Here is a 21,886-nt window from a genome sequence, read left to right as displayed (position 1 = left end):
TGAGGCGAAAAAAAACGGCATTCCGAATATCAAAATGCCGTTTCATGTTAGCACCTGCTCAACGCTTTACAACGTGACGCCGCTCTTAAAGATAGCCAACTCGCGGAAATCATTACGTTCGTTACAGGTTTTCTTGCCGTTAGCGATATCAACAATGGTGTCGATAAACTCAGTCAGCAAGGTGTTCATGTCGCTGCCATGCAGCAGTTTGCCTGCGTCAAAATCAATCCAGTGCGGCTTTTTGGTTGCCAGCTCACTGTTAGTGGCGATTTTAACCGTTGGCACAAAACCGCCGTACGGTGTACCGCGCCCGGTACTGAACAGCACCATGTGGCAACCTGCGCCAGCCAATGCACTGGTGGCAACTGCATCGTTACCAGGTGCACTTAACAAGTTCAGGCCAGGCGTTTTCAGGCGCTCGCCATAACGCAGGACATCAACCACCTCGCTCTCACCGGCTTTTTGCGTACAGCCGAGGGATTTTTCTTCGAGCGTCGTGATACCGCCAGCTTTGTTCCCTGGTGATGGGTTCTCGTAGATCGGCTGGTTGTGTTCGATGAAGTATTGTTTGAAATCGTTCACCATGGTGACGGTTTTTTCAAACGTCGCTTCATCGCGACAGTGGCTCATCAGAATACGTTCAGCGCCAAACATTTCCGGGACTTCTGTCAGCACAGTCGTGCCGCCATTAGCCACCATGTAGTCGGAGAAACGGCCAAGCATTGGGTTAGCCGTAATGCCGGACAAACCGTCTGAACCGCCGCATTCCAGGCCGAACTTCAGCTCGCTGATTTTGCCTGGTTCACGCTTGTCGTTACGCATGACTTCGTACAGGGCTTGCAGTTGCTCAAGCCCGGCTTCAACTTCGTCATCCTGCTGCTGGCAAACCATAAACTTCACGCGGGACTCATCGAACTCACCCAGCGTTTCACGGAAGGCGCTCACCTGGTTGTTTTCACAACCCAGGCCAATCACCAGCACCGCACCCGCATTCGGGTGATGTACCATGTTTTGCAGCATGGTGCGGGTGTTAATGTGATCTTCACCCAGCTGTGAACAACCAAACGGATGACTGAACAGGAACACACCGTCGATATCTTCGGCATCGTTGTTCTGTTTCAGGAAACGGTTCTGGATCTGACGCGCGATACCGTTAACACAACCAACGGTCGGCAGGATCCACAACTCGTTACGCACACCCACACTGCCGTTTTCACGGCGGTAAACGCTCACTTCGCGGTCTGCCGCCTGGCTTGCAAGAGACTGGAAATCAGGTTGATAGCTATACTCATCCAAATCGTTCAGATTAGTACGCGCGTTGTGTGAGTGAATGTGCTCCCCGGCTTCGATCTTCGCCAAAGCATGGCCAATCGGTAAACCGTATTTAACAACGTTCTCACCTTGCGCAATGGTAACCAGCGCAAATTTATGGCCGCGAAGCACCGGCTGGCGCAGAGTTACCTCTGCACCTTCTACGGTAACGACTTCACTTTCGGCCAGGTCCACTAACGCAACAGCGACGTTATCTTGCGTATGGATCTTGATGTATTGCATATCAACCTCAAAGCCTGATTAGTTCAGTTCAATGCCAAAGTAGTCTCGGGCGTTGTTAAAGCAGATGTTTTCTACCATGCTGCCCAGCAGTTTGATGTCTGCTGGCGCTTCGCCCGCCTCCACCCAACGGCCAATCATCTGGCACAGAATGCGACGGAAGTATTCGTGGCGGGTGTATGACAGGAAGCTACGGCTGTCAGTCAGCATGCCCACAAAGCGGCTTAACAGACCCAATTGCGCCAGCTGCGTCATTTGACGCTCCATGCCATCTTTCTGGTCGTTGAACCACCAACCGGAACCAAACTGCATTTTTCCAGGCATACCTTCGCCCTGGAAGTTGCCGATCATGGTGCCCAACACTTCGTTATCGCGTGGGTTCAGGCAATACAGAATGGTTTTTGGCAGTTCGTTGTTTTCGTTTTGCTTGCTGAGCAGGCGAGAAAGTTCTTCAGCCATTGGACGGTCGTTGATGGAGTCAAAGCCCACATCAGGCCCCAGCAGTTTGAACTGACGCAGGTTGTTGTTACGCAGCGCACCGATGTGGTACTGCTGAACCCAGCCGCGACGGGTGTATTCAGCCGCCAGCCAAACCAGAACCGCAGTTTTGAACTGTGCAGTTTCGTGGTCAGTTGGAGTCGCACCGGAAAGACGACGCGCCAGGATACCATCCAGAGTCGCTTCGTCTGCTTCTGCAAACAAAACAACGTCTAATGCGTGGTCGGATACTTTACAACCGTGTTCAGCAAAGTGATCCAGACGCTTGCTCAGTGCAGTTTGCAGGTCGCTGAAACGACGGATGTCGGTATCAGAAACTTCAGCCAGTTTGCCCATGTATTCAACGAAAGTGCCTTGCTCGATGTTGAACGCTTTGTCCGGGCGCCAGCTTGGCAGCACTTTGGTTTCAAACGCGTCGAGCGCGATTTGGCGATGGAAACGCAGGTCGTCGATTGGATCATCCGTTGTACCGACCATTTTCACGTTCATCTGCTTCATGATGCCACGCGCAGAGAAGCTGTCCTGAGTCAGCAACTCGTTACATTCGTTCCAGATTTCATCGGCAGTAGTTGGGGAAAGCAGTTTGCCCGTGATGCCGAAAGGACGACGCAGTTCGAGGTGAGTCCAATGGTAGAGCGGGTTACCGATAGTGTGCGGAACAGTCGCAGCCCAGGCATCGAATTTCTCACGGTCAGACGCATCGCCAGTACACAGACGCTCTTCCACACCGTTTGCACGCATGCCGCGCCACTTGTAGTGATCACCTTTTAACCAGATGTCATACAGGTTTTTAAAACGATAATCTTCAGCAACCTGCTGTGGTGGCAAGTGGCAGTGATAGTCAAAGATTGGCTGATCGGCTGCAAACTCATGGTACAAACGGCGAGCGAATTCGGTATCAAGGAGAAAATCTTCAGTCATAAACTGGGCCATTGTAGGGTTCCTCTGTTCATAGCAGTTCGATGCTTGCGCATAATGCAAATAAAGTTATCACACCAATTTCTTGAGGCCGAGTGGATTTTTGAGGTGCACGTCACAAAAACCATACTTTTATTGTTAATATAGTGTTTAAAAAGAACCCTTATCCCGCGCCAGTTCTGGCCCGAAAGCCCCTACCCCCTAAGAGTGAGCTGATCGACACTTTTGTGATATCACTCAACTTTTGAAGCTGTATGACAAGTTATCTTTCCTGCCGTCGCAATACACATGTAATGGATTTACTTCAGACGCTGATATCAATAACAGCGCATCACGGTACGGAAACCGGAATTGCCACTGGCAGTTTTTTACATGGCAAGGTACGGGTCGTACCGGGTGATACCCCCGGATATGAACCCTCTAACGAACAAACGCTCTGGCAGCAGTGCCGGACGTACGACCACATGATATGTGGTTGTTTATAGACGGGATGAGATTCCAAATGGGAAAGATTAAAGGCTTGCGCTGGTACATGATAGCTCTGGTAACTATGGGTACCATACTGGGTTATCTGACACGTAATACTATTGCTGCTGCTGCACCAACATTGATGCAAGAGCTGCATATCTCTACTCAGCAATATTCCTACATTATCGCTGCTTACTCTGCTTGCTACACCATTATGCAGCCTGTTGCAGGTTACGCACTTGACGTGTTGGGTACAAAAGTCGGTTACGCTTTCTTTGCTGTCGCATGGGCAATCTTCTGCGGTGCAACTGCACTGGCAGGGAGCTGGGGCGGTCTGGCTATCGCTCGTGGCGCGGTCGGTGCTGCTGAAGCAGCGATGATTCCTGCGGGCCTGAAAGCCAGTAGCGAATGGTTCCCGGCTAAAGAGCGTTCTATCGCCGTAGGTTACTTCAACGTCGGTTCCTCTATCGGCGGCATGATTGCTCCTCCATTAGTGGTCTGGGCGATTGTGATGCACAGCTGGCAGATGGCATTCATCATCTCTGGTGTCCTGAGCTTTGCATGGGCAATGTGCTGGTTGATTTTCTATAAACACCCACGCGACCAGAAACGTCTTTCCGAAGAAGAACGTGAATACATCATTGGCGGTCAGGAAGCTCATCACCAGACCAACAACAGCAAAAAAATGAGCGCATGGAAAATCCTGCAGAACCGTCAGTTCTGGGGTATCGCCCTGCCACGTTTCCTGGCAGAACCAGCGTGGGGGACTTTCAACGCCTGGATCCCATTGTTCATGTTTAAAGCTTACGGCTTCGACCTGAAACACATTGCGATGTTTGCCTGGATGCCAATGCTGTTTGCTGACCTGGGTTGTATCGTAGGCGGCTACCTGCCACCGCTGTTCCAGCGTGTGTTCGGCGTAAACCTGATTGTGTCTCGTAAACTGGTTGTGACCATGGGTGCGATTCTGATGATTGCTCCAGGGACTATCGGCCTGTTCACCAGCCCGTACGTTGCAATCGCCCTGCTGTGTGTGGGTGGCTTTGCTCACCAGTCACTGTCTGGCGCACTGATCACTCTGTCTTCTGACGTATTTGGTCGTAACGAAGTGGCAACCGCAAACGGTCTGACCGGCATGGCGGCCTGGACTGCGAGCACCCTGTTTGCACTGGTTGTTGGCGCACTGGCTGATACCCTTGGCTTCAGCCCACTGTTTGCCGCGCTGGCCGTGTTCGATATCCTCGGTGCTATCGTTATCTGGACCGTTCTGCAAAACAAACCCATCAGCGAGTTGAACGACTCGCAGAAGCCGAAACAAGCGTTAGCGTAATCGGACTCGCACTTTATCTACAAAAGCCGCCGCTCCGGCGGCTTTTCTGTCTGCGCAATGTAGAGCCTAACTTTGAAAAGTGGTATAACAAATAGGGTTACCCGCAGGACTTTTCCCGGAGCTACAGATGGAAGTTATGGAACCACGTCGTCTTTATCAGCAATTGGCCGCTGAACTTAAACAACGCATCGAAAACGGTGTTTATCTCGTTGGGGAAAAACTCCCGGCAGAGCGTTTTATTGCTGAAGAGAAGAACGTGAGCCGCACTGTGGTTCGTGAAGCGATTATCATGCTGGAAGTGGAAGGTTACGTCGAAGTCCGCAAAGGCTCTGGCATTCACGTGATGTCAAACCAGGCTAAATACACCAACCTTCCTGATGAACAGTTTGAATTCGCGAGCTTTGGGCCTTTTGAGCTGCTGCAAGCGCGTCAGTTAATCGAAAGCAATATCGCAGAATTTGCCGCCACCCAGGTCACGAAACAAGATATCGTGAAGCTCATGGAAATTCAGGAAATGGCGCGTAATGAGCACAATTTCCAGGATTCTGAGTGGGACCTTCATTTCCACACACAAGTCGCTTTAGCGTCGCAAAATAGCGCCCTGGCCGCTATCGTTGAGAAAATGTGGAGCCAGCGAATTCATAACCCGTACTGGAAAAAACTTCACGAGCACATTGATAAGCGCACCGCTGATAACTGGTGTGACGATCATGACCAAATTCTTAAAGCGCTGATTCGTAAAGACCCTCATGCCGCTAAACTGGCAATGTGGCAGCATCTTGAAAACACCAAACAGATGCTGTTTGACGCAACCAGCGACGATTTCGAATTCAATGCGGACCGCTATTTATTTGCAGATAATCCTGTCATTCATCTCGATACTGCAGCAAACGGTCAAAAATAGTCATTTTCCCGCGCGAGGGTAAGCAAACCAACCAATAGTGTCAGCGTTTGTAAATACCCTCGCCAGCCCCTCTGCGAGTCATCAAAATCAATCCTCAACAAAGCACAAATACTGTGACGCATGAGCCCGAGCTTTGTTACAATTAGATGCAATTTCATTGTCGGTGTAAGCTTTGCCTTTCACCAGTCTGGTCGTATTCACACGGAGTGGTGCCACGAGCAGGCGATTAATAATGGAATGCATATCGGCAACTACACAAGAAACACAACAAAAAAGCCGAGTTCAGCCAGGCTGACTTTGATCAGCGGTCTTAACCGATGTGCCAGGAACACTGAATGGAACTTTTGACGCAACTACTGAATGCTCTGTGGAGCCAGGATTTTGAAACGCTCGCCAATCCAGGAATGATTGGCATGCTTTACTTCGTTTTATTCATGATTTTATTCCTTGAAAACGGCCTGTTACCGGCAGCTTTCCTGCCTGGTGATAGCTTACTGGTCCTGGTTGGCGTGCTGATTGCCAAAGGAGCAATGGGTTTTCCGGAAACTGTTTTACTGTTAACAACCGCAGCGAGTCTCGGTTGCTGGCTCAGTTATATTCAAGGGCGCTGGCTTGGGAATACGCGAATCGTACAAAACTGGCTTTCGCACCTCCCCGCTCACTATCACCAGCGTGCACACAACCTGTTCCATAAACATGGCCTGTCCGCATTACTGATTGGTCGTTTCATTGCATTTGTTCGCACCCTGTTACCGACTATTGCGGGTTTATCGGGTCTGAATAATGCGCGCTTCCAGTTTTTTAACTGGATGAGTGGCCTGTTATGGGTACTGATCCTCACCACGCTGGGATATCTGCTCGGAAAGACGCCGGTATTCCTGAAATATGAAGATGCATTGATGTCCTGCCTGATGCTGTTGCCAGTGGTGTTACTGGTCATTGGCCTGTTCGGTTCGTTGATTGTGCTCTGGCGTAAAAAATACGGTAACCGCAGTTAGAGAGGGATGACGATGAATACACACTTTTTTCGTGGCTTTCGAGCCACGATGTTAGTCAGTGCCATTGCGCTGGGTGCCTTGCTTATCTGGTCTGGCATGCAACGCTCTGAATCTACACTTGAAATACGCTCAAGCCAGCAGGGTATCAGCATGCCTGATGGCTTTTTTGTCTGGCATCACCTGGATGCCAACGGTATTCGCTTTAAAAGCATTACCCCTGAAAACAATTCTTTATTGATCAAATTTGATTCAAGCGCGCAAAGTGAAGCCGCCAAAGCCGTGTTGTACAAGACACTGCCGCATGGCTATGTCATCGCTCAACAAGAAGAAGCTGACAGCGCCAGTGCCTGGCTTACTCGCGTCCTGAATGAAAACATCCGCATTGGTTAGCCCTTTCCTGAAATCCTAATTTGTTAACAGGAATTGGGTTTTTACTCAGTTTCTGACTATGCTTGTTTTGACTTAAATCGCTACAAATCATCATTTTCGTCTGATTTCTGGATCTTTGTGTGCTTTACCTTGCGGCTAAACGTACATTCACAATGGAAGGTTTTTTATCATGAACACTCGTACCGTATTGGCTATCGCCTTGTTATCTCTGACATCTGCCGCGCAAGCTAGCTCGCTGTGCAGTGAAAAAGAACAAGATATCCAGCGAGAAATTGGCTATGCGGAGAAACACCAGAATCAGAGTCGTGTTGATGGGCTTAATAAAGCGTTGAAAGAAGTCCGCGCCAATTGCACAGACAGCAGTTTACGTGCAGCGCATCAGAAAAAAATCACCGAACAAAAAGCCGAAATCACCGAGCGTAAAGCCGACCTGAACGAAGCGCGCGCGAAAGGCGACGCGGATAAAATTTCAAAGCGGGAGCAAAAACTGGCCGAAGCTGAACATGAGCTGAAGACCTTGCAGGCCCGTGATTACTAAGCATTCCAACTGAGAAGACTTAATAAAAAACCAGGAGAGAACTATGTCTAAAGATACTACTTCAGAACATTTGCGCGCTGAGTTGAAATCCCTGGCAGATACCCTTGAAGAGGTGCTAAGTGCCTCAACGGATAAGTCGAAGTCCGAACTCGAAAAATTGCGTGGCAAAGCGGAAAAAGCCCTGAAAGAAAGCCGTGTGCGCCTGGGTGATACTGGTGATGTGATTGCCAAACAAACCCGAGAAGCTGCGGCAAAAGCTGACGATTACGTTCGTGAAAATCCATGGACTGGCGTTGGCATTGGGGCGGCGATTGGCGTCGTGCTCGGTGTCCTACTGACACGCCGTTAATTATGCCTGAATCCCATCAACCTCAAGGGCCGGGAAAAGGCGTCCTCGGAATCGGTCAGCGCCTCGTCACCATCATCGTTGGGATGGTGGAGACGCGCGTGCGACTTGCCGTTGTCGAACTGGAAGAGGAGAAAGCGCATCTCGTCCAGTTGCTGCTAATGCTTGGGTTAACCATGCTATTTGCCGCATTTGGCTTAATGAGTCTGGTGGTGTTGGTTTTCTGGGCGGTCGAACCGCAATATCGTCTGAATGCCATGATTGCAACAACCGTCGTATTGCTGGCATTAGCCTTTATTGGCGGCATCTGGACGCTCCATAAATCGCGCCAGTCCACGCTCCTACGCCATACCCGACGCGAGCTAGAAAACGACCGTGCGCTACTGGAAGATGACAAGCCATGAGTGACCGTAAGCTTGAAAGGCGCAAAGCATTTTTACTCAGCCAAATTCAACAACAACGGCTGGATTTAAGTGCGGGTAAACGCGACTGGCTTGAAGCGACAGGCTCGTATGACCGGGGCTGGCTCACATTTATGAGCCTGCGCAGTTATGCGTTGATTGCCAGCAGCGTGATGGCTATCTGGACAGTGAAGCATCCCAGCTTCTTTATGCGCTGGGCCAGACGCGGATTTGGTGCCTGGAGCGCATGGCGCCTGGTTCGCAACACTATCCAGCAGCAAACGCATTAATCTAAAACGCCGCCTTTTCAGGCGGCGTTTTTATTAATCAGTAATATTGAAGAACATCGACAGAATTCCTTGCTAACAATCCCTTAACGCCCCGCTTATTATTCCCCACATCAAACGCAGTCACCGGTAACTACCGGAAATTGCAAAGACAAACATCCCTGGGCTGATAGCACCCACAAGAGATTCGCTGGAGAGTAAAATGAAAAAATTAGATGATGCAGGTGTACTGTTAGCTCGTGTCCTGATGCCGATTCTGTTCATCGTTGCAGGCTGGGGCAAAATTAATGGTTATGCCGGCACTCAACAATATATGGAAGCGATGGGCGTTCCGGGGTTCTTACTGCCACTGACCATTCTGCTTGAGTTTGGCGGCGGCCTGGCGATTCTGTTCGGTTTCTTTACTCGTACTACAGCGATTATTACCGCGGTATTCACGATTCTGACAGCATTCTTGTTCCACGGTGATTTCAGCCAGGGCATGAACTCAACCATGTTTATGAAGAACTTCACCATCGCCGGTGGTTATCTGTTGCTGGCCATCTTCGGACCGGGTGCATACAGCATCGACCGCCTGCTGAAGAAAAACTGGTAAGGCTCTATACTTAGTTTCACTAAAAGCGAAGGTTAATCCCTTCGCTTTTTTGTTTTTAACGTCTACGAAGAGGAATGAAAACATGGGACAGCTAATTGACGGCGTCTGGCACGATGTCTGGTATGACACCAAATCGACCGGTGGCAGCTTCAAACGTTCGGAGTCAGCATTTCGTAACTGGCTGACCGCAGATGGTGAGCCGGGCCCGAGCGGTAAAGGTGGTTTTGCCGCTGAGAAAGACCGCTACCATCTGTATGTTTCCCTCGCCTGCCCCTGGGCGCACCGCACGTTAATCATGCGCACCTTGAAAGGCCTCGAGTCTTTCATTTCTGTATCCGTGGTTAACCCGCTAATGCTGCAAGATGGCTGGACGTTTGACGACGATTTCCCGAATGCCACCGGCGATGGCTTGTATCAGCACGAATATCTTTATCAGCTTTATCTGCAAGCCGACCCCGATTACACCGGGCGCGTCACCGTTCCCGTTTTATGGGATAAGAAAACGCAGACGATTGTCAGCAACGAATCCGCTGAAATCATCCGTATGCTAAATACTGCATTCGATGCCAAAGGCGCTCGCGCCGGAGATTACTACCCAACGGCATTACGCGGCAAGATTGACGAGCTGAATGGCTGGATTTACGACACCATCAATAACGGTGTGTATAAAGCAGGTTTTGCCACTTCGCAAGAAGCCTACGACGAAGCCGTGACTAAAGTGTTTGAATCCCTGGCGCGCGTCGAGCAAATCCTCGGTCAGCATCGTTATTTAACGGGAAACCAGCTCACAGAGGCCGATATTCGCCTGTGGACAACACTGGTGCGTTTCGACCCGGTCTATGTCACACATTTTAAATGCGACAAACACCGCATCAGCGATTACCTGAATATCTACGGGTTCCTGCGCGATATTTATCAGATGCCTGGCATTGCGGAGACCGTCGATTTCGCACATATCCGTAACCATTATTATCGCAGCCACAAAACCATTAATCCAACCGGCATTATTTCTGTCGGGCCAGCTCAGGATCTAAATGAGCCACACGGGCGCGACGAGCGGTTTAACCAGGGTTGATAAAATTCACCCAAGCTATGATTTACGTAAAATCCATTCACGGCTATTCTTGAATTAGATCGCTTACAGATCAAGTAATTGATTACTTTTAAGGCAGGCTAAAAATGGATTGGTATTTCAAAGTATTAAGAAATTATGTTGGCTTCAGTGGACGTGCGCGCCGTAAAGAGTTCTGGATGTTCATCCTCGTCAACCTTGTGCTGACTGGCGTATTGAGCATTCTGGACAAAATGTTAGGGCTGCGGATTGCGAAAGATGAAGGTCTGCTCACGACCATTTATGGTGTGCTGATATTCCTGCCTTACTGGGCCGTGCAGTTCCGCCGCCTGCACGATACCGATCGTTCAGCATGGTGGCTGTTGTTGCTGTTAATCCCGATTGTCGGCTGGCTGATTATTCTGGCGTTTAACTGCCAGAACGGCACGCCGGGTGAGAATCGCTTTGGTTCCGACCCGAAAGCATTAGATACCCGGCTCGTTAGCGAATAATACTTTTCCCCTCACCCTACCCCTCTCCCTAAGGGAGAGGGAATTGTCCGGTTTTCCCCCTCTCCCTCAGGGAGAGGGCCGGGGTGAGGGCATACCCACTACTTCAATAATTTTGGAATTTCACGCAAGCACCAGGCTTTCGCCTCACCCATACTATCGCGTCGCCACGCCATAATAATGTCAATTTCATTGGTATATTCAGGACTCACCACGCGCAAACGTCCCTCGGCAATATCCTGCTCCACCAGAGGATAAGGCATCGTCGCCACACCCAAACCTGCCAGCAGCGCCTGGCGTTTATCTTCCATGCTGCTCACCGTCAGGCGCGGCTGTTTATCGAGAAGCTGCACCGTGATGACCGGGCGTTCACGCGCCGTATCCGCGACCGCAATACCGCGATACTTCACACGTGTGACTTCCGAAAGTGGCTCCGGCTCGTTGTGGATCGGGTGATCAGGTGCCGCGACATACACGCTCAATATTTTGTACAACTTGCGCGAGTTAATTTCTGACGACGAACGAAAATGCATATCCGGAGCAATCACGATATCCGCTCGCCCTTGCTCTAAACGCTCCCACGAACCTGCCAGCACTTCTGTAATAATCGAAAGCTGGGTGTCGGCTTTGGCGGCCAGTTTTTCTACTAACGGATACAGTTTCGCCGTAGGCACCAGCGCCTCGGTCACAATGGTGAGATGCGTTTCCCAGCCTCTTGCCAGCGCTTCCGCATCGGTAGTGAGTTTTTCAGCCGCTTCGAGCAAAACTCGCCCGCGTTCGAGCAACATGCGCCCGACGTTAGTAAATTTGGTGCGATGGCCTGAACGGTCAAACAGTACGACATCCAGCTCTTCTTCCAGTTTCTGCATGGTGTAACTCAGTGCCGACGGCACGCGCCCCAGCTCATCAGCGGCTGCGGCAAAACTTCCGCGTCGGTCAATGGCATCCATGACCCGCAATGCTTCCAGCGTCAATGCTCTCTCTTTAGCCATCTCGTTCTCATTCAGGAAATTTGAACATACCAAGCAGATTAACTGGCTAACAATGAAGCGTCCAGAGTTTTACCATGGTCATAGTGTAAAAAGAGGTCAAAAAATTATGATTACGCCAAGAACTGCCAAACAATGTGGGAAAGCGGACTATGGATGGCTGCAAGCCCGCTATACGTTTTCCTTCGGTCACTATTTCGACCCGAAATTGCTGGGCTATGCTTCATTGCGCGTTCTCAACCAGGAAGTGTTAGCGCCCGGCGCATCGTTCCAGCCGCGTACCTATCCAAAGGTCGATATTCTTAATCTGATTCTCGAAGGTGAAGCGGAATATCGCGACAGCGAAGGCAACCACGTTCAGGCCAAAGCGGGTGAAGCCTTACTGCTTTCGACTCAACCGGGGCTGAGTTACAGCGAGCATAACCTCAGCAAAGAGCAATCTCTCACGCGCATGCAGCTGTGGTTAGATGCCTGCCCGGAGCGCGAAAACCCGCTGGTACAAAAACTCACGCTTTCAGATGGGCCGCAGCAATTACTGGCCTCACCTGATGGACGCAATGACAGCCTGCAACTGCGCCAGCAAGTGTGGATTCACCAGATTGAACTGGAAAAAGGTCAGCAGTTAAGCTTCCAGTTACATGGGCCACGCGCTTATTTACAGTCGATTCACGGAACCGTTCACGCGGTCACAACCACCGAGGAAAAAGAGGGGCTGACCTGTGGCGATGGTGCTTTTATCCGTGACGAGGCTAACATTACGCTGGTTGCAGATACCCCATTGCAAGCATTACTGATAGATTTACCGGTCTGACCAGTATCAGGAATGGACCAACAGGAGTTATCCGTGAGCAAGAAATCATCGACGAAGAAAACGGCCAAAAAAGCAGTGTCAGCGGTTGTGGTTGCGACAACAACCGCTGATGTCGAGCTGAGTTACGACGAGATGCTCAACGAACTGGAAGCGATTGTTGTCGAAGCAGATGTACGGCTGGCGGAAGAAGAAGCCAGTCTCTGAATTACGCGACCTTACTCGCCATTATCGCAATGATCTGACGATCGGTATGCTGCATCGCCTGGCTTGCCAGGGCACAAAGATTACGGATCGACTGCTCCACATCGTGAGCAACGATCCCTTCATTTCCGCTGACCGACGTATTATCGAGCGCCATCAGCACCGCTTTCCATGCCGAAGCGGCGCTGGTAGACACTTTCATCGCGCAACTGTTTGAAGCACCATCACAAATCATCCCGCTAACATCACCAATCATATTGCTGATAGCCATTGAGATACTCTTGTAGCTGCCGTCGATTAACCAGGTGATCCCTGCCGCCGCCCCCATTGCTGCGGTAGTTGCCGCGCATAACGCAGAGAGTGACGGCAACTGATGGTGAATATAAATCGCCGTCAGATGCGACAGTATCAGCGCCCGCGCCAGTTTTTCACTGTCACAGGCGAGATGTTCAGCCACGACAACCACCGGCATTGTTGCGGCGATACCCTGATTGCCAGATCCTGAGTTGCTCATTGCCGGAAGACACGCGCCTCCCATACGCGCATCAGAAGCGGCGGCAGTGCGAATCATAATATCGCTCAACAGATCCTTTGCCATCAGGCCACGATCCAGTTGGCGCTGTAACGTCGAACCGATATGCAAACCGTACTGCGCCCGCAAACCTTCACGGGAAAGCTCGTTATTCAACAAGGCCGCATCGAGAATAAAACCAATCTCATCAAAGGGGACACACTGCGCAAACTCAACAATCTGCTCAAGACTTACCTTTTCCATAGAGCAGGTTTGCGCCTTCCCTTCCACCTGGCAATCTTCAGCGGCATCAAACAGCACATCACCGTCTTTCTCGATTCTGATGACTCGCGTGTGTTCGCCCGCGATGACCACCATTGCCGACTCTTTGGCGGTAAATACCGTCACACAGGTATATAAAATCTCATCGCACGGTTGTTGAATGCTGACCTTCACATCACCACGCGCCAACAGTAACTTAGCGGCGGCAATCGCCTCAACCGGCGCGCCTTTGAGCACTTCCAGTCCCGCAAGCGGGTCGCCCCCGAGCGCACCCACCGCGGCAGCGATAGGCAGGCCGACCATCCCGGTTCCCGGAACGGTAACACCCATACCATTTTTCATTAGATTCGGTGAAACGCGAGCCTCGATGCGTATCACTGGCCCCGCGAGATGCGAGGCGGCCAATGCGCTTGCCAGCGCCAGCGAAATAGGTTCTGTGCAGCCCACTGCGGGCTTCACATTTTGTTTCACAGCAAGGATGAGTTCAGCCCATGCCGGGTTAATTGCAGAATTTGCCATTTTTTAGCCTTAACGCTTATATCCAGAAAACACACGCCCGCACTCAGGAGAATGCAAGGAATGGAGAAATACACAATAAGAGGCCAGTGATAACAATAATGACCAGTGAGACACCTTTATATTTATGCAATGCCGGGACTTTATAGACCAGCCACGCTGGAATTAAGCACCCTACCATGCCAAATATTGGACTACAGATTGAGGTAAAACTTAATACCGGGGCATTCAGTACAATCGCACTCCACGCCAGCAATATGGCGAAAACCATAATTCCGCGCTGCACCCATTTCTCATTAATTTTTTCCGCAGGCATTTTGCGACGCAGAATATTAATCACGATACCTTGGGTGGCTTCACGGAACCCGAGATAAACCCCAAAGAAGGCGGTCATAACAGCGAAGATATTTAATATCACGCTGACCACTGTGACCCATGCACCGGCATTTCCGTTAATAAACTGGGCGGCAATAGCCAACGCTGAAATATTTTGTTCATACGCTTTTACCGCTTCGTCATGCCCCATCGCCAGAGTGAAAGAGACGGCATAAAAGAACACGGTCACAAACAGAATACCGAAAGCGATATTCATCGCACGCAGCGCTTTAAAACGAGCCACTTCGCGTGATTTTTCTTTAGAACGGTACGAGATAACCATCGGGCTAAGCGTCTGGATAAACAGAATAGACGTCAGCGTAAAGGGCAGCGTAATAATCGCATTCTTCAGCAGCAACCCCATTGGCGGCAGCGTGCCTGCGTTATACAAGTGCCACATCCCGACCATTGAAACACCCAGTGCGGCGACGACTAAAAGCTTGGTTAGCACCATGTATCTTGAAACTTTAAATAAGAGCTTTTCACCGCGCGATGAGATGGCGACCAGAATACAAATCAGCACCAGGCCGTAGAAGGGATTATCCGATAGCAGCCCTTCCGTGACGCCAAAGGTATGTAAATAAGAGGCGCTGTCATTAGTGATGGCCGTGGAGTAAACAAACATCCAGATAACCAGCATAATGAAATAGAGTAAACCCAATAATATCCCCCAGTTTTTACCCAAATAACCACTTATTACGCTCGGGTAATCTTTACACTCCGGGGATTCCGCCAGCGTATTAATAAATAAACGCTGAAACAGATACATGGCTGGGTAGCCGACTATCGAGGAAAGAAGGAAAACCCATAATCCCATTAATCCAACCTGAACGGGTAAGAAAACTATTCCCGCCCCAATTGCCATGCCAATACTCATAATAATCCAGCCGACATCAGTACTGTCAAATTTGGTGGCGGCTTGCCATTCACTTTCCGTCATTCCTGCGCGATTCGATGCCGGAATATTAACGGCAGTAATGCTTCCTGTTTCCATAAAAATGCTCGCTTTAATGTGTAGGTTTTAATTGTGAGTGTTAATTACAGAGTGATTTTCCAGACCATTAAAAACCTGAGATGTGTTTTCTGGTCTTATTCGAATGTAAAAAGAATAGCGCGAGCGGAGGAGAAAAAATTTGCTACTCACTCTGCACATTCGGGATAAAAGAGTAAATAATTCTCCATTCAGAGAAATATCTTCAGTTTTGATTCACGTTTTGCATTTTGAGTAGGAAATAATTATCAAAGCTGTTTGAGTAATATCTTAATTTGTCGTTTTTAAAAGATTTTCTTTCAATTATTTCCCTAAAGCGGAATTGATTCTCAACAAGGCAATGTGAGCTGACGCAACAAGCGAGGTTAATAGCCTGTGACATTAGACCAAATGTATTTTGATGCACTTCACACTCTGGCAGAGCTTTAGCACGAACCTCTGATTATTGTTTCAATAAGGTTAAGGTTGAGATTTTTTCACTGCTATTAAGACATTTCCATACAGTTAACGATCACGAGAGACGGTTAACGCAAGTTTCCCCGTTCTCAATCCCCAGTTGGTAGAGCGTAAATGGTGTGTGTTTTTCGATAAGTGTCGCCAGTTCAGGCGAATGGCTGGTGAGCCAGATTTGCGTGTAACGACTCGCTTCGGCAATCAGGCGAGCCAGCGCAGGCAGCATCTGCGGATGCAGGCTGTTTTCCGGCTCATTCAAGGCAATAAAACGTGGCGGACGCGGACTGAGTAATGCCACAGTCAGGCAGAGAAATCGCAGCGTGCCGTCAGAAAACTCAGCTGACTCCAGCGGGCGATTAATACCCTGCCGGTGCATCATCATCTGGAAACGCCCATTGCTGTTATCACAGAAAAACAGGCATTCCGGAAACGCCTCAGCCAACACCTCGAACAGCAATTCGCTATCGCCAATCTCAACGATGGTCTGGAAGGCCACGGCCAGATTCAAACCGTCTCCAGACAAAACGGGCGAGCGATAACCCACCTGCGGCAAACGCAGACCCGCACCTTTAGTAATGTCGAATTCGTGATAAAAGCGCCAGTTGCGTAACGTTTCTCTAGCGCTGGAGACTTCCGGATAAAGATGCGGTTCGCCCAATTGACCAAATAACGATTCATTTTCGTAAAGCGTCGCAGCATGCGTCACTTTCTCGCCGTTGACATCGTTGAGAAAAACCGCCTGGTTGCGGCGATGCATAATGGATGACGAAGGGCGGCGACGAAAACCACTCAGCCAGATTTGCTCCTCTTTCACGATAGGATCGAGATCGAACATGGTCGGATACGGCAGTTTATCTGGGAATCCGACCTGCAATTCGTACTCGAAATCGTCGGTATCCACCGCAAGCGTCATCCGCCGAGGCGCGCTGGCATAGCCTTTGGCGCGGGAGCCTGCCCACATAACCTTCTGGATCCCACCCTCATCTGACAACCAGTGTGAAAGCTGCCCGGTTGCAGCACCGTGAATCAGGTGAATCGCCTTATAAATGTTGGATTTTCCGCAGCCATTCGGGCCGAAAACGACGTTCAGGCGACCGAGATCGATGGAGAGTTTGCGCACTGAGCGGTAGTTGTCGATGTACAGGGACTTGATCATGGCGGTGTGGGATCCGGTGATGGCGGGAGTCGTATTATGGCAATTGTTTGCGCTCATCCCAACCCAAAAACAAAAACCCCGCCGAAGCGGGGTTATTGTTGAATGGTTGAAGCTGACCGATAAGCCGGGTTCTGTCGTGGACAGTCATTCATCTAGGCCAGCAATCGCTCACTGGCTCAAGCAGCCTACCCGGGTTCAGTACGGGCCGTACCTTGTGAACCCCTATTTGGCCTTGCTCCGGGTGGAGTTTACCGTGCCACGAACTGTTACCAGTCGCGCGGTGCGCTCTTACCGCACCCTTTCACCCTTACCTGATCCCGCTTGCGCGGGCCATCGGCGGTTTGCTCTCTGTTGCACTGGTCGTGGGTTCCCCCCCCAGGCGTTACCTGGCACCCTGCCCTATGGAGCCCGGACTTTCCTCCCCTCCGCCCGTCTCCCCCGAAGGAGGACGACGACGAAGCGGCGACTGTCTGGTCAGCTTCGGCGCGGATTATAGAGGGTTTGCCCCCCCATGTCACGCATGCTTAACGAGTGATGTTCATCCCAATCTCAACGGTTGCTGCAATATCACGCGAGGCACGGTAAATATTATCGAACGCATTTTTCAGCGCGTCTTCCAATGTGCCGATACTATTGAGCACGCTAAACACGGCATCAATGCCGTACTGATGAACAATAGCGACATCACTGGTCAGCGAACCGGCAATCCCAATCACCGGTTTGTGGTACTTTTTGGCAACCGCAGCCACGCCTACCGGGACTTTGCCACGAATGCTCTGGCTGTCCATGCGCCCTTCACCCGTCACCACCAGCGAACAGTCGTGAATATGCTCTTCAAGATGTAGTGCTTCGGTCACGATCTCTACGCCGCTGCGTAAATCTGCGCCGAGGAATGCCATTAATGCAGCGCCCATGCCACCTGCGGCTCCGGCACCTTCTGCATTTTTCACATCAATATGTAAGTCTTTTTTAATCACATCAGCAAAGTGAGCAAGGTTGGCGTCCAGCTCAACAATCATCGCCTCACTGGCCCCTTTTTGCGGCCCGAAAACGCGCGAAGCACCATTGTCGCCAATGAGTGGATTGGTGACATCACAGGCCACGTTGATCACGCAATCCGCCAGCCGACCGTCGAGTCCTGACACATCAATGCTGTTTAAACTCATTAAACTGCCGCCGCCGTGGCTAATCTCTTTGCCTGTCGCGTCGCACAGTTTCGCCCCCAGCGCCTGCACCATGCCCGCGCCACCATCATTGGTCGCACTGCCGCCGATGCCGATAATAATGTTGCGCGCACCGTTATCCAGAGCGCGTAAAATCAGCTCTCCGGTTCCATGCGACGTGGTAATCAGAGGGTTGCGTTCCTCAATCGGTACCAGCGCTAAACCACTGGCTTCTGCCATTTCGATAAACGCGGTTTTACCGTCACCAGACATTCCCCAATAGGCGCTCACCGGCTCGCCCAACGGGCCAGTCACCGTTGTGGTAATTTTCCTGCCCTGCGTGGCACTGATCATGGCATCGACCGTACCTTCCCCGCCATCTGCAACCGGGACCGATATATATTCCGCATCAGGAAATATTTCGCGGAAACCTTTTTCAATGGCTTTAGCCACATCAACCGCGCAGAGGCTTTCTTTATAAGAGTCGGGTGCGATTACGATTTTCATAGTGTGTCCATGCCAAAAAAGTGCCGAGAAAATCGGGCACCAGAGGTGCCCATCTCTTTATTTGCTGACTTCTACTTTCGCCAGTTTTTCGTAGTAGCACGCGATTGCGCTGTGGTCATCGTTACCGTGGCCATCTGCACGCAGCGCCTGCATCATTTCCATGACCGCCGCCGTCAGTGGCAGTTGCGCGCCCACGCCGTGGGAAGTATCCAGTGCGTTTGCCAAATCTTTAATGTGCAGGTCGATACGGAAACCTGGCTTGAAGTTACGATCCAGAACCATTGGCGCTTTCGCTTCCAGAACGGTGCTGCCCGCAAGGCCGCCACGAATCGCCTGGAAGACTAATTCTGGGTTTACACCTGCTTTGGTCGCCAGCACCAATGCTTCAGACATCGCCGCAATGTTCAGCGCCACAATCACCTGGTTTGCCAGTTTGGTGACGTTGCCTGCGCCGATATCACCGGTGTGCACCACGGAACCAGCCATAGATTTCAGCAGGTCGTAATACTTGTCGAAAATCGCTTTGTCGCCGCCAACCATTACAGATAGGGTGCCTTCAATCGCTTTTGGCTCGCCGCCGCTCACTGGCGCATCCAGCATGTCGATGCCTTTGGCTTTCAGCGCTTCGCTAATTTCGCGGCTCGCCAACGGTGCGATCGAACTCATGTCGATAACCACAGTGCCCGGCTTCGCCCCTTCAATAATTCCGTTCTCACCCAGCGCCACTTCTTTCACGTGCGGGGAGTTTGGCAGCATGGTGATAATCACATCACACTGCTCGGCAATCTCTTTCGGGGTAGCAGCAGTTTCTGCACCTGCTGCGATAATTTCAGCAATCACCTCTGGATTACGGTCGGCAACCACCAGTGAATAACCGGCTTTGATGAGGTTTTTACTCATTGGTTTGCCCATGATGCCCAGGCCAATAAACCCAACTTTCAGTGTCATAATTCAGTCTCTCTTTTCAGGTGGTGGTTATTTTTTAAAGGAATCAGCCAATTTCTGGGTTGCTGAACGGAAGCAGCCTAAATCACTGCCCACAGCCACAAAGGTGGCGCCCCATTCCATATAACGACGCGCGTCGGCTTCAACCGGAGCCAGAATGCCAGCCGGTTTACCGTGAGCTTTAGCACGGGCAAAGATGTGTTTGATGCATTGCTGCACTTCCGGATGCGAGGCATTTCCTAAATGTCCTAATGCCGCCGCCAGGTCGCTTGGGCCAACAAAAATCCCGTCCACGCCATCTGTTGCGGCAATCGCATCAACGTTGTCCACGCCCTGCTGGCTCTCGATTTGCACCAGAATCGTGATGTTCTTATTCGACTGCGCAAAATAATCCGGCACGGTGCCAAACATATTGGCGCGGTGAGAAACGGACACGCCGCGAATGCCTTCTGGCGGATAGCGGGTTGAAGACACTGCCAGCGCCGCCTCTTCCTGAGTTTCAACAAACGGAATCAGGAAGTTGTAGAAACCGATATCCAGCAAACGCTTGATGACCACCGGGTCGTTGGTTGGCGCACGAACCACTGCCGCACTTTCGCTGCCTTTTAACGCCATCAGTTGTGGAATAAAAGTGGTGATATCGTTTGGCGCATGTTCGCCATCCAGCACAATCCAGTCAAACCCGGCCAGGCCCAGCACTTCGGTGCTGATAGGGTTTGCCAGCGCTGACCAGCAACCAATTTGCGTCTGGTGTGCTGCCAGCGCTGCTTTGAATTTATTGGGGAAAACGTTGGTATTCATCTGTTGCCCTTATTTATCCAGTTATCCGTTGAGTGAATTACTTCTGCAATTCCATACGTTTAATGTCACCCACTACGAACAGATAACAAACCATTGCCATCAGCGCCGAACAGCCAACAAAGATCAGCGCCGCATTGAAGGAGTGAAGTTCAGAAACCAGGTAACCAATCACCAGTGGAGTCACGATAGACGCTACGTTACCAAACACGTTGAATACTGCACCGCACAGGCCAACCATCTCTTTTGGTGCCGTATCCGCGATAACCGGCCAACCCAGCGCACCGAAACCTTTACCGAAGAAAGCGAATGCCATCAGCGTGACAACCAGTGCCGTGCTATCGGTGTAGTTACACAAAATGATGGTGGAAGCGAGTAGCATCCCGAGCACAATCGGTATCTTACGAGCTACGGTCAGTGAGTAACCGCGTTTGATTAACGAATCAGAGAACACGCCGCCCAACACGCCACCGGCGAAACCACACAGCGCCGGGATGGAAGCAACCATGCCTACTTTCAGAATCGACATACCTTTATCTTGCACCAGGTAAATCGGGAACCATGTCAGGAAGAACCAGGTGATGGTATTGATAAAGTACTGACCGAAGAACACGCCCAGCATCATGCGGTTAGTCAGCAACTGCTTGATGTAATGAAGTTTTGGCCCTTCAACCACTGCACCTGGTTTTTTGTGGTCCATATCAACCACGGCGCCACCTTTCGTGATGTAGTCCAGTTCTTCTTTAGACATACGAGGGTGGTCAGTTGGGTTGTGAATAAACTTCACCCACAGGAAAGTCAGCACAAAACCGATTCCGCCCATCACGGTAAACACATGCTCCCAACCCCATGCGAAGGTCAGCCAGCCGAGTAATGGAGAGAACAGTGCCAGGGAGAAATACTGTGCGGAGTTAAAAATCGCAGAAGCGGTACCGCGTTCTTTGGTTGGGAACCAGGCCGCCACAATACGGGCGTTAGCCGGGAATGATGGCGCCTCGGAGAAACCGAGCATAAAGCGCATGATGAACATGGAAATACCCGCATACGCCAGCGGCACCATATCCACAAAACCTTGCATGAACGTAAACAGCGACCAGAAGAACAGACTGTAGGTATACACTTTCTTCGAACCGTAGCGGTCAAGTAACCATCCGCCAGGGATTTGCATCAGCAGGTAAGCCCAGCCGAAAGCTGAGAAAATATAGCCCATTGAGATTGCACTGAGCTGTAATTCTTTAGCAACTTCAGTACCCGCAATAGAAAGAGTGGCGCGATCGGCATAGTTAATCGTCGTCACAATAAATATAATTAATAATATTAAGTAGCGGGTGTGCTTCCCTTTTTTTGCGTCCACAGCTGTATCTAAAATCATTTTCTACATCCTCTGTTGCGGGTACTTAATTC

The 21,886-nt window shown here is 50.6% G+C and carries 23 protein-coding genes and 1 other RNA gene; 13 read left to right on the top strand and 11 right to left on the bottom strand.

The features are described 5' to 3' along the window. Positions 1-66 precede the first annotated feature (66 nt). Together AC0IWZ_RS01680 and uxaC are read right to left on the bottom strand one after the other, a co-directional pair. The gene (locus AC0IWZ_RS01680) at positions 67-1,554 is read right to left on the bottom strand and encodes a UxaA family hydrolase (protein WP_471678310.1); all 1,488 of its coding nucleotides are present in this window, start codon (positions 1,552-1,554) and stop codon (positions 67-69) included. Between the two features lie 18 nt (positions 1,555-1,572). After that, complete coding sequence (uxaC, locus tag AC0IWZ_RS01675) at positions 1,573-2,982, bottom strand: glucuronate isomerase (RefSeq protein WP_410373647.1); 1,410 nt, start codon at positions 2,980-2,982, stop codon at positions 1,573-1,575. Positions 2,983-3,469: 487 nt separating this feature from the next. Here uxaC and AC0IWZ_RS01670 point away from each other — a divergent pair, with 487 nt between their 5' ends. The 11 genes from AC0IWZ_RS01670 to AC0IWZ_RS01620 all read left to right on the top strand — a co-directional run bounded on the left by AC0IWZ_RS01670 (position 3,470) and on the right by AC0IWZ_RS01620 (position 10,787). Continuing rightward, positions 3,470-4,765: an MFS transporter gene (locus tag AC0IWZ_RS01670; RefSeq protein ID WP_034493053.1), complete on the top strand. Its 1,296-nt coding sequence runs from the start codon at positions 3,470-3,472 to the stop codon at positions 4,763-4,765. A 127-nt stretch (positions 4,766-4,892) separates the two neighbouring features. Further along, positions 4,893-5,669, top strand: coding sequence for a transcriptional regulator ExuR (gene exuR, locus AC0IWZ_RS01665; protein WP_034493050.1), 777 nt, complete (start codon positions 4,893-4,895; stop codon positions 5,667-5,669). A 335-nt stretch (positions 5,670-6,004) separates the two neighbouring features. Next, positions 6,005-6,667 (top strand): DedA family general envelope maintenance protein YqjA, encoded by a 663-nt coding sequence (yqjA, locus tag AC0IWZ_RS01660; RefSeq protein WP_034493047.1) that lies wholly within the window; start codon positions 6,005-6,007, stop codon positions 6,665-6,667. Between the two features lie 12 nt (positions 6,668-6,679). Further along, positions 6,680-7,057, top strand: a complete 378-nt coding sequence (gene mzrA / locus AC0IWZ_RS01655) for an EnvZ/OmpR regulon moderator MzrA (protein WP_410373646.1) — start codon at positions 6,680-6,682, stop codon at positions 7,055-7,057. A gap of 169 nt (positions 7,058-7,226) precedes the next feature. Next, complete coding sequence (locus tag AC0IWZ_RS01650; RefSeq protein WP_034493041.1) at positions 7,227-7,595, top strand: DUF1090 domain-containing protein; 369 nt, start codon at positions 7,227-7,229, stop codon at positions 7,593-7,595. Between the two features lie 43 nt (positions 7,596-7,638). Continuing rightward, a complete protein-coding gene (locus AC0IWZ_RS01645; protein WP_034461328.1) occupies positions 7,639-7,944 on the top strand; it encodes an ElaB/YgaM/YqjD family protein in 306 nt (101 codons plus the stop codon). Positions 7,945-7,946: 2 nt separating this feature from the next. Then, complete coding sequence (locus AC0IWZ_RS01640) at positions 7,947-8,345, top strand: phage holin family protein (RefSeq protein WP_034493038.1); 399 nt, start codon at positions 7,947-7,949, stop codon at positions 8,343-8,345. After that, positions 8,342-8,632 (top strand): YqjK-like family protein, encoded by a 291-nt coding sequence (locus tag AC0IWZ_RS01635; protein WP_471678311.1) that lies wholly within the window; start codon positions 8,342-8,344, stop codon positions 8,630-8,632. The genes AC0IWZ_RS01640 and AC0IWZ_RS01635 overlap by 4 nt, the downstream gene beginning before the upstream one ends. Before the next feature lie 199 nt (positions 8,633-8,831). Continuing rightward, the gene (locus tag AC0IWZ_RS01630) at positions 8,832-9,224 is read left to right on the top strand and encodes a DoxX family protein (protein WP_034493031.1); all 393 of its coding nucleotides are present in this window, start codon (positions 8,832-8,834) and stop codon (positions 9,222-9,224) included. Positions 9,225-9,306: 82 nt separating this feature from the next. Further along, the gene (locus AC0IWZ_RS01625) at positions 9,307-10,299 is read left to right on the top strand and encodes a glutathione S-transferase family protein (RefSeq protein WP_471678312.1); all 993 of its coding nucleotides are present in this window, start codon (positions 9,307-9,309) and stop codon (positions 10,297-10,299) included. A 104-nt stretch (positions 10,300-10,403) separates the two neighbouring features. Next, on the top strand, positions 10,404-10,787 hold the full coding sequence (locus AC0IWZ_RS01620) for a DUF805 domain-containing protein (protein ID WP_034493026.1): 384 nt from the start codon (positions 10,404-10,406) through the stop codon (positions 10,785-10,787). Between the two features lie 98 nt (positions 10,788-10,885). On the opposite strand, the gene AC0IWZ_RS01615 is transcribed toward AC0IWZ_RS01620, so the two are convergent. Beyond that, positions 10,886-11,776 carry a LysR family transcriptional regulator gene (locus AC0IWZ_RS01615; RefSeq protein ID WP_115631164.1) on the bottom strand — a complete coding sequence of 297 codons (891 nt, stop codon included), beginning with the start codon at positions 11,774-11,776 and terminating at the stop codon, positions 10,886-10,888. 106 nt (positions 11,777-11,882) lie between these two features. On the opposite strand from AC0IWZ_RS01615, the gene AC0IWZ_RS01610 reads away from it, so the two are divergent. Further along, entirely contained in the window at positions 11,883-12,584 is a 702-nt protein-coding gene (locus tag AC0IWZ_RS01610; protein WP_471678313.1) for a pirin family protein, read from the top strand. 33 nt (positions 12,585-12,617) lie between these two features. Further along, positions 12,618-12,788: a hypothetical protein gene (locus AC0IWZ_RS01605; RefSeq protein WP_226812040.1), complete on the top strand. Its 171-nt coding sequence runs from the start codon at positions 12,618-12,620 to the stop codon at positions 12,786-12,788. A gap of 1 nt (position 12,789) precedes the next feature. Here AC0IWZ_RS01605 and AC0IWZ_RS01600 read toward each other — a convergent pair whose 3' ends face one another. The 8 genes from AC0IWZ_RS01600 to AC0IWZ_RS01565 all read right to left on the bottom strand — a co-directional run bounded on the left by AC0IWZ_RS01600 (position 12,790) and on the right by AC0IWZ_RS01565 (position 21,854). Continuing rightward, on the bottom strand, positions 12,790-14,097 hold the full coding sequence (locus AC0IWZ_RS01600; RefSeq protein ID WP_471678314.1) for an L-cysteine desulfidase family protein: 1,308 nt from the start codon (positions 14,095-14,097) through the stop codon (positions 12,790-12,792). Positions 14,098-14,140: 43 nt separating this feature from the next. Further along, positions 14,141-15,463 (bottom strand): SLC5/6 family protein, encoded by a 1,323-nt coding sequence (locus AC0IWZ_RS01595; RefSeq protein ID WP_034461318.1) that lies wholly within the window; start codon positions 15,461-15,463, stop codon positions 14,141-14,143. 508 nt (positions 15,464-15,971) lie between these two features. After that, positions 15,972-17,069, bottom strand: a complete 1,098-nt coding sequence (locus AC0IWZ_RS01590; RefSeq protein WP_471678315.1) for an AAA family ATPase — start codon at positions 17,067-17,069, stop codon at positions 15,972-15,974. A 104-nt stretch (positions 17,070-17,173) separates the two neighbouring features. Beyond that, positions 17,174-17,551, bottom strand: an RNA gene (rnpB, locus tag AC0IWZ_RS01585) — RNase P RNA component class A. Between the two features lie 42 nt (positions 17,552-17,593). Beyond that, the gene (gene garK, locus AC0IWZ_RS01580) at positions 17,594-18,739 is read right to left on the bottom strand and encodes a glycerate 2-kinase (RefSeq protein ID WP_471678316.1); all 1,146 of its coding nucleotides are present in this window, start codon (positions 18,737-18,739) and stop codon (positions 17,594-17,596) included. 57 nt (positions 18,740-18,796) lie between these two features. After that, positions 18,797-19,687 carry a 2-hydroxy-3-oxopropionate reductase gene (gene garR / locus AC0IWZ_RS01575; protein WP_034493014.1) on the bottom strand — a complete coding sequence of 297 codons (891 nt, stop codon included), beginning with the start codon at positions 19,685-19,687 and terminating at the stop codon, positions 18,797-18,799. Positions 19,688-19,714: 27 nt separating this feature from the next. Further along, a complete protein-coding gene (garL, locus tag AC0IWZ_RS01570; RefSeq protein ID WP_034493012.1) occupies positions 19,715-20,485 on the bottom strand; it encodes a 2-dehydro-3-deoxyglucarate aldolase in 771 nt (256 codons plus the stop codon). Between the two features lie 37 nt (positions 20,486-20,522). Then, entirely contained in the window at positions 20,523-21,854 is a 1,332-nt protein-coding gene (locus AC0IWZ_RS01565) for an MFS transporter (RefSeq protein ID WP_471678317.1), read from the bottom strand. Positions 21,855-21,886: the final 32 nt, after the last annotated feature.

Source organism: Buttiauxella sp. AC142, assembly GCF_979253435.1.
This window is presented reverse-complemented; position numbering and strand designations above follow the sequence as displayed.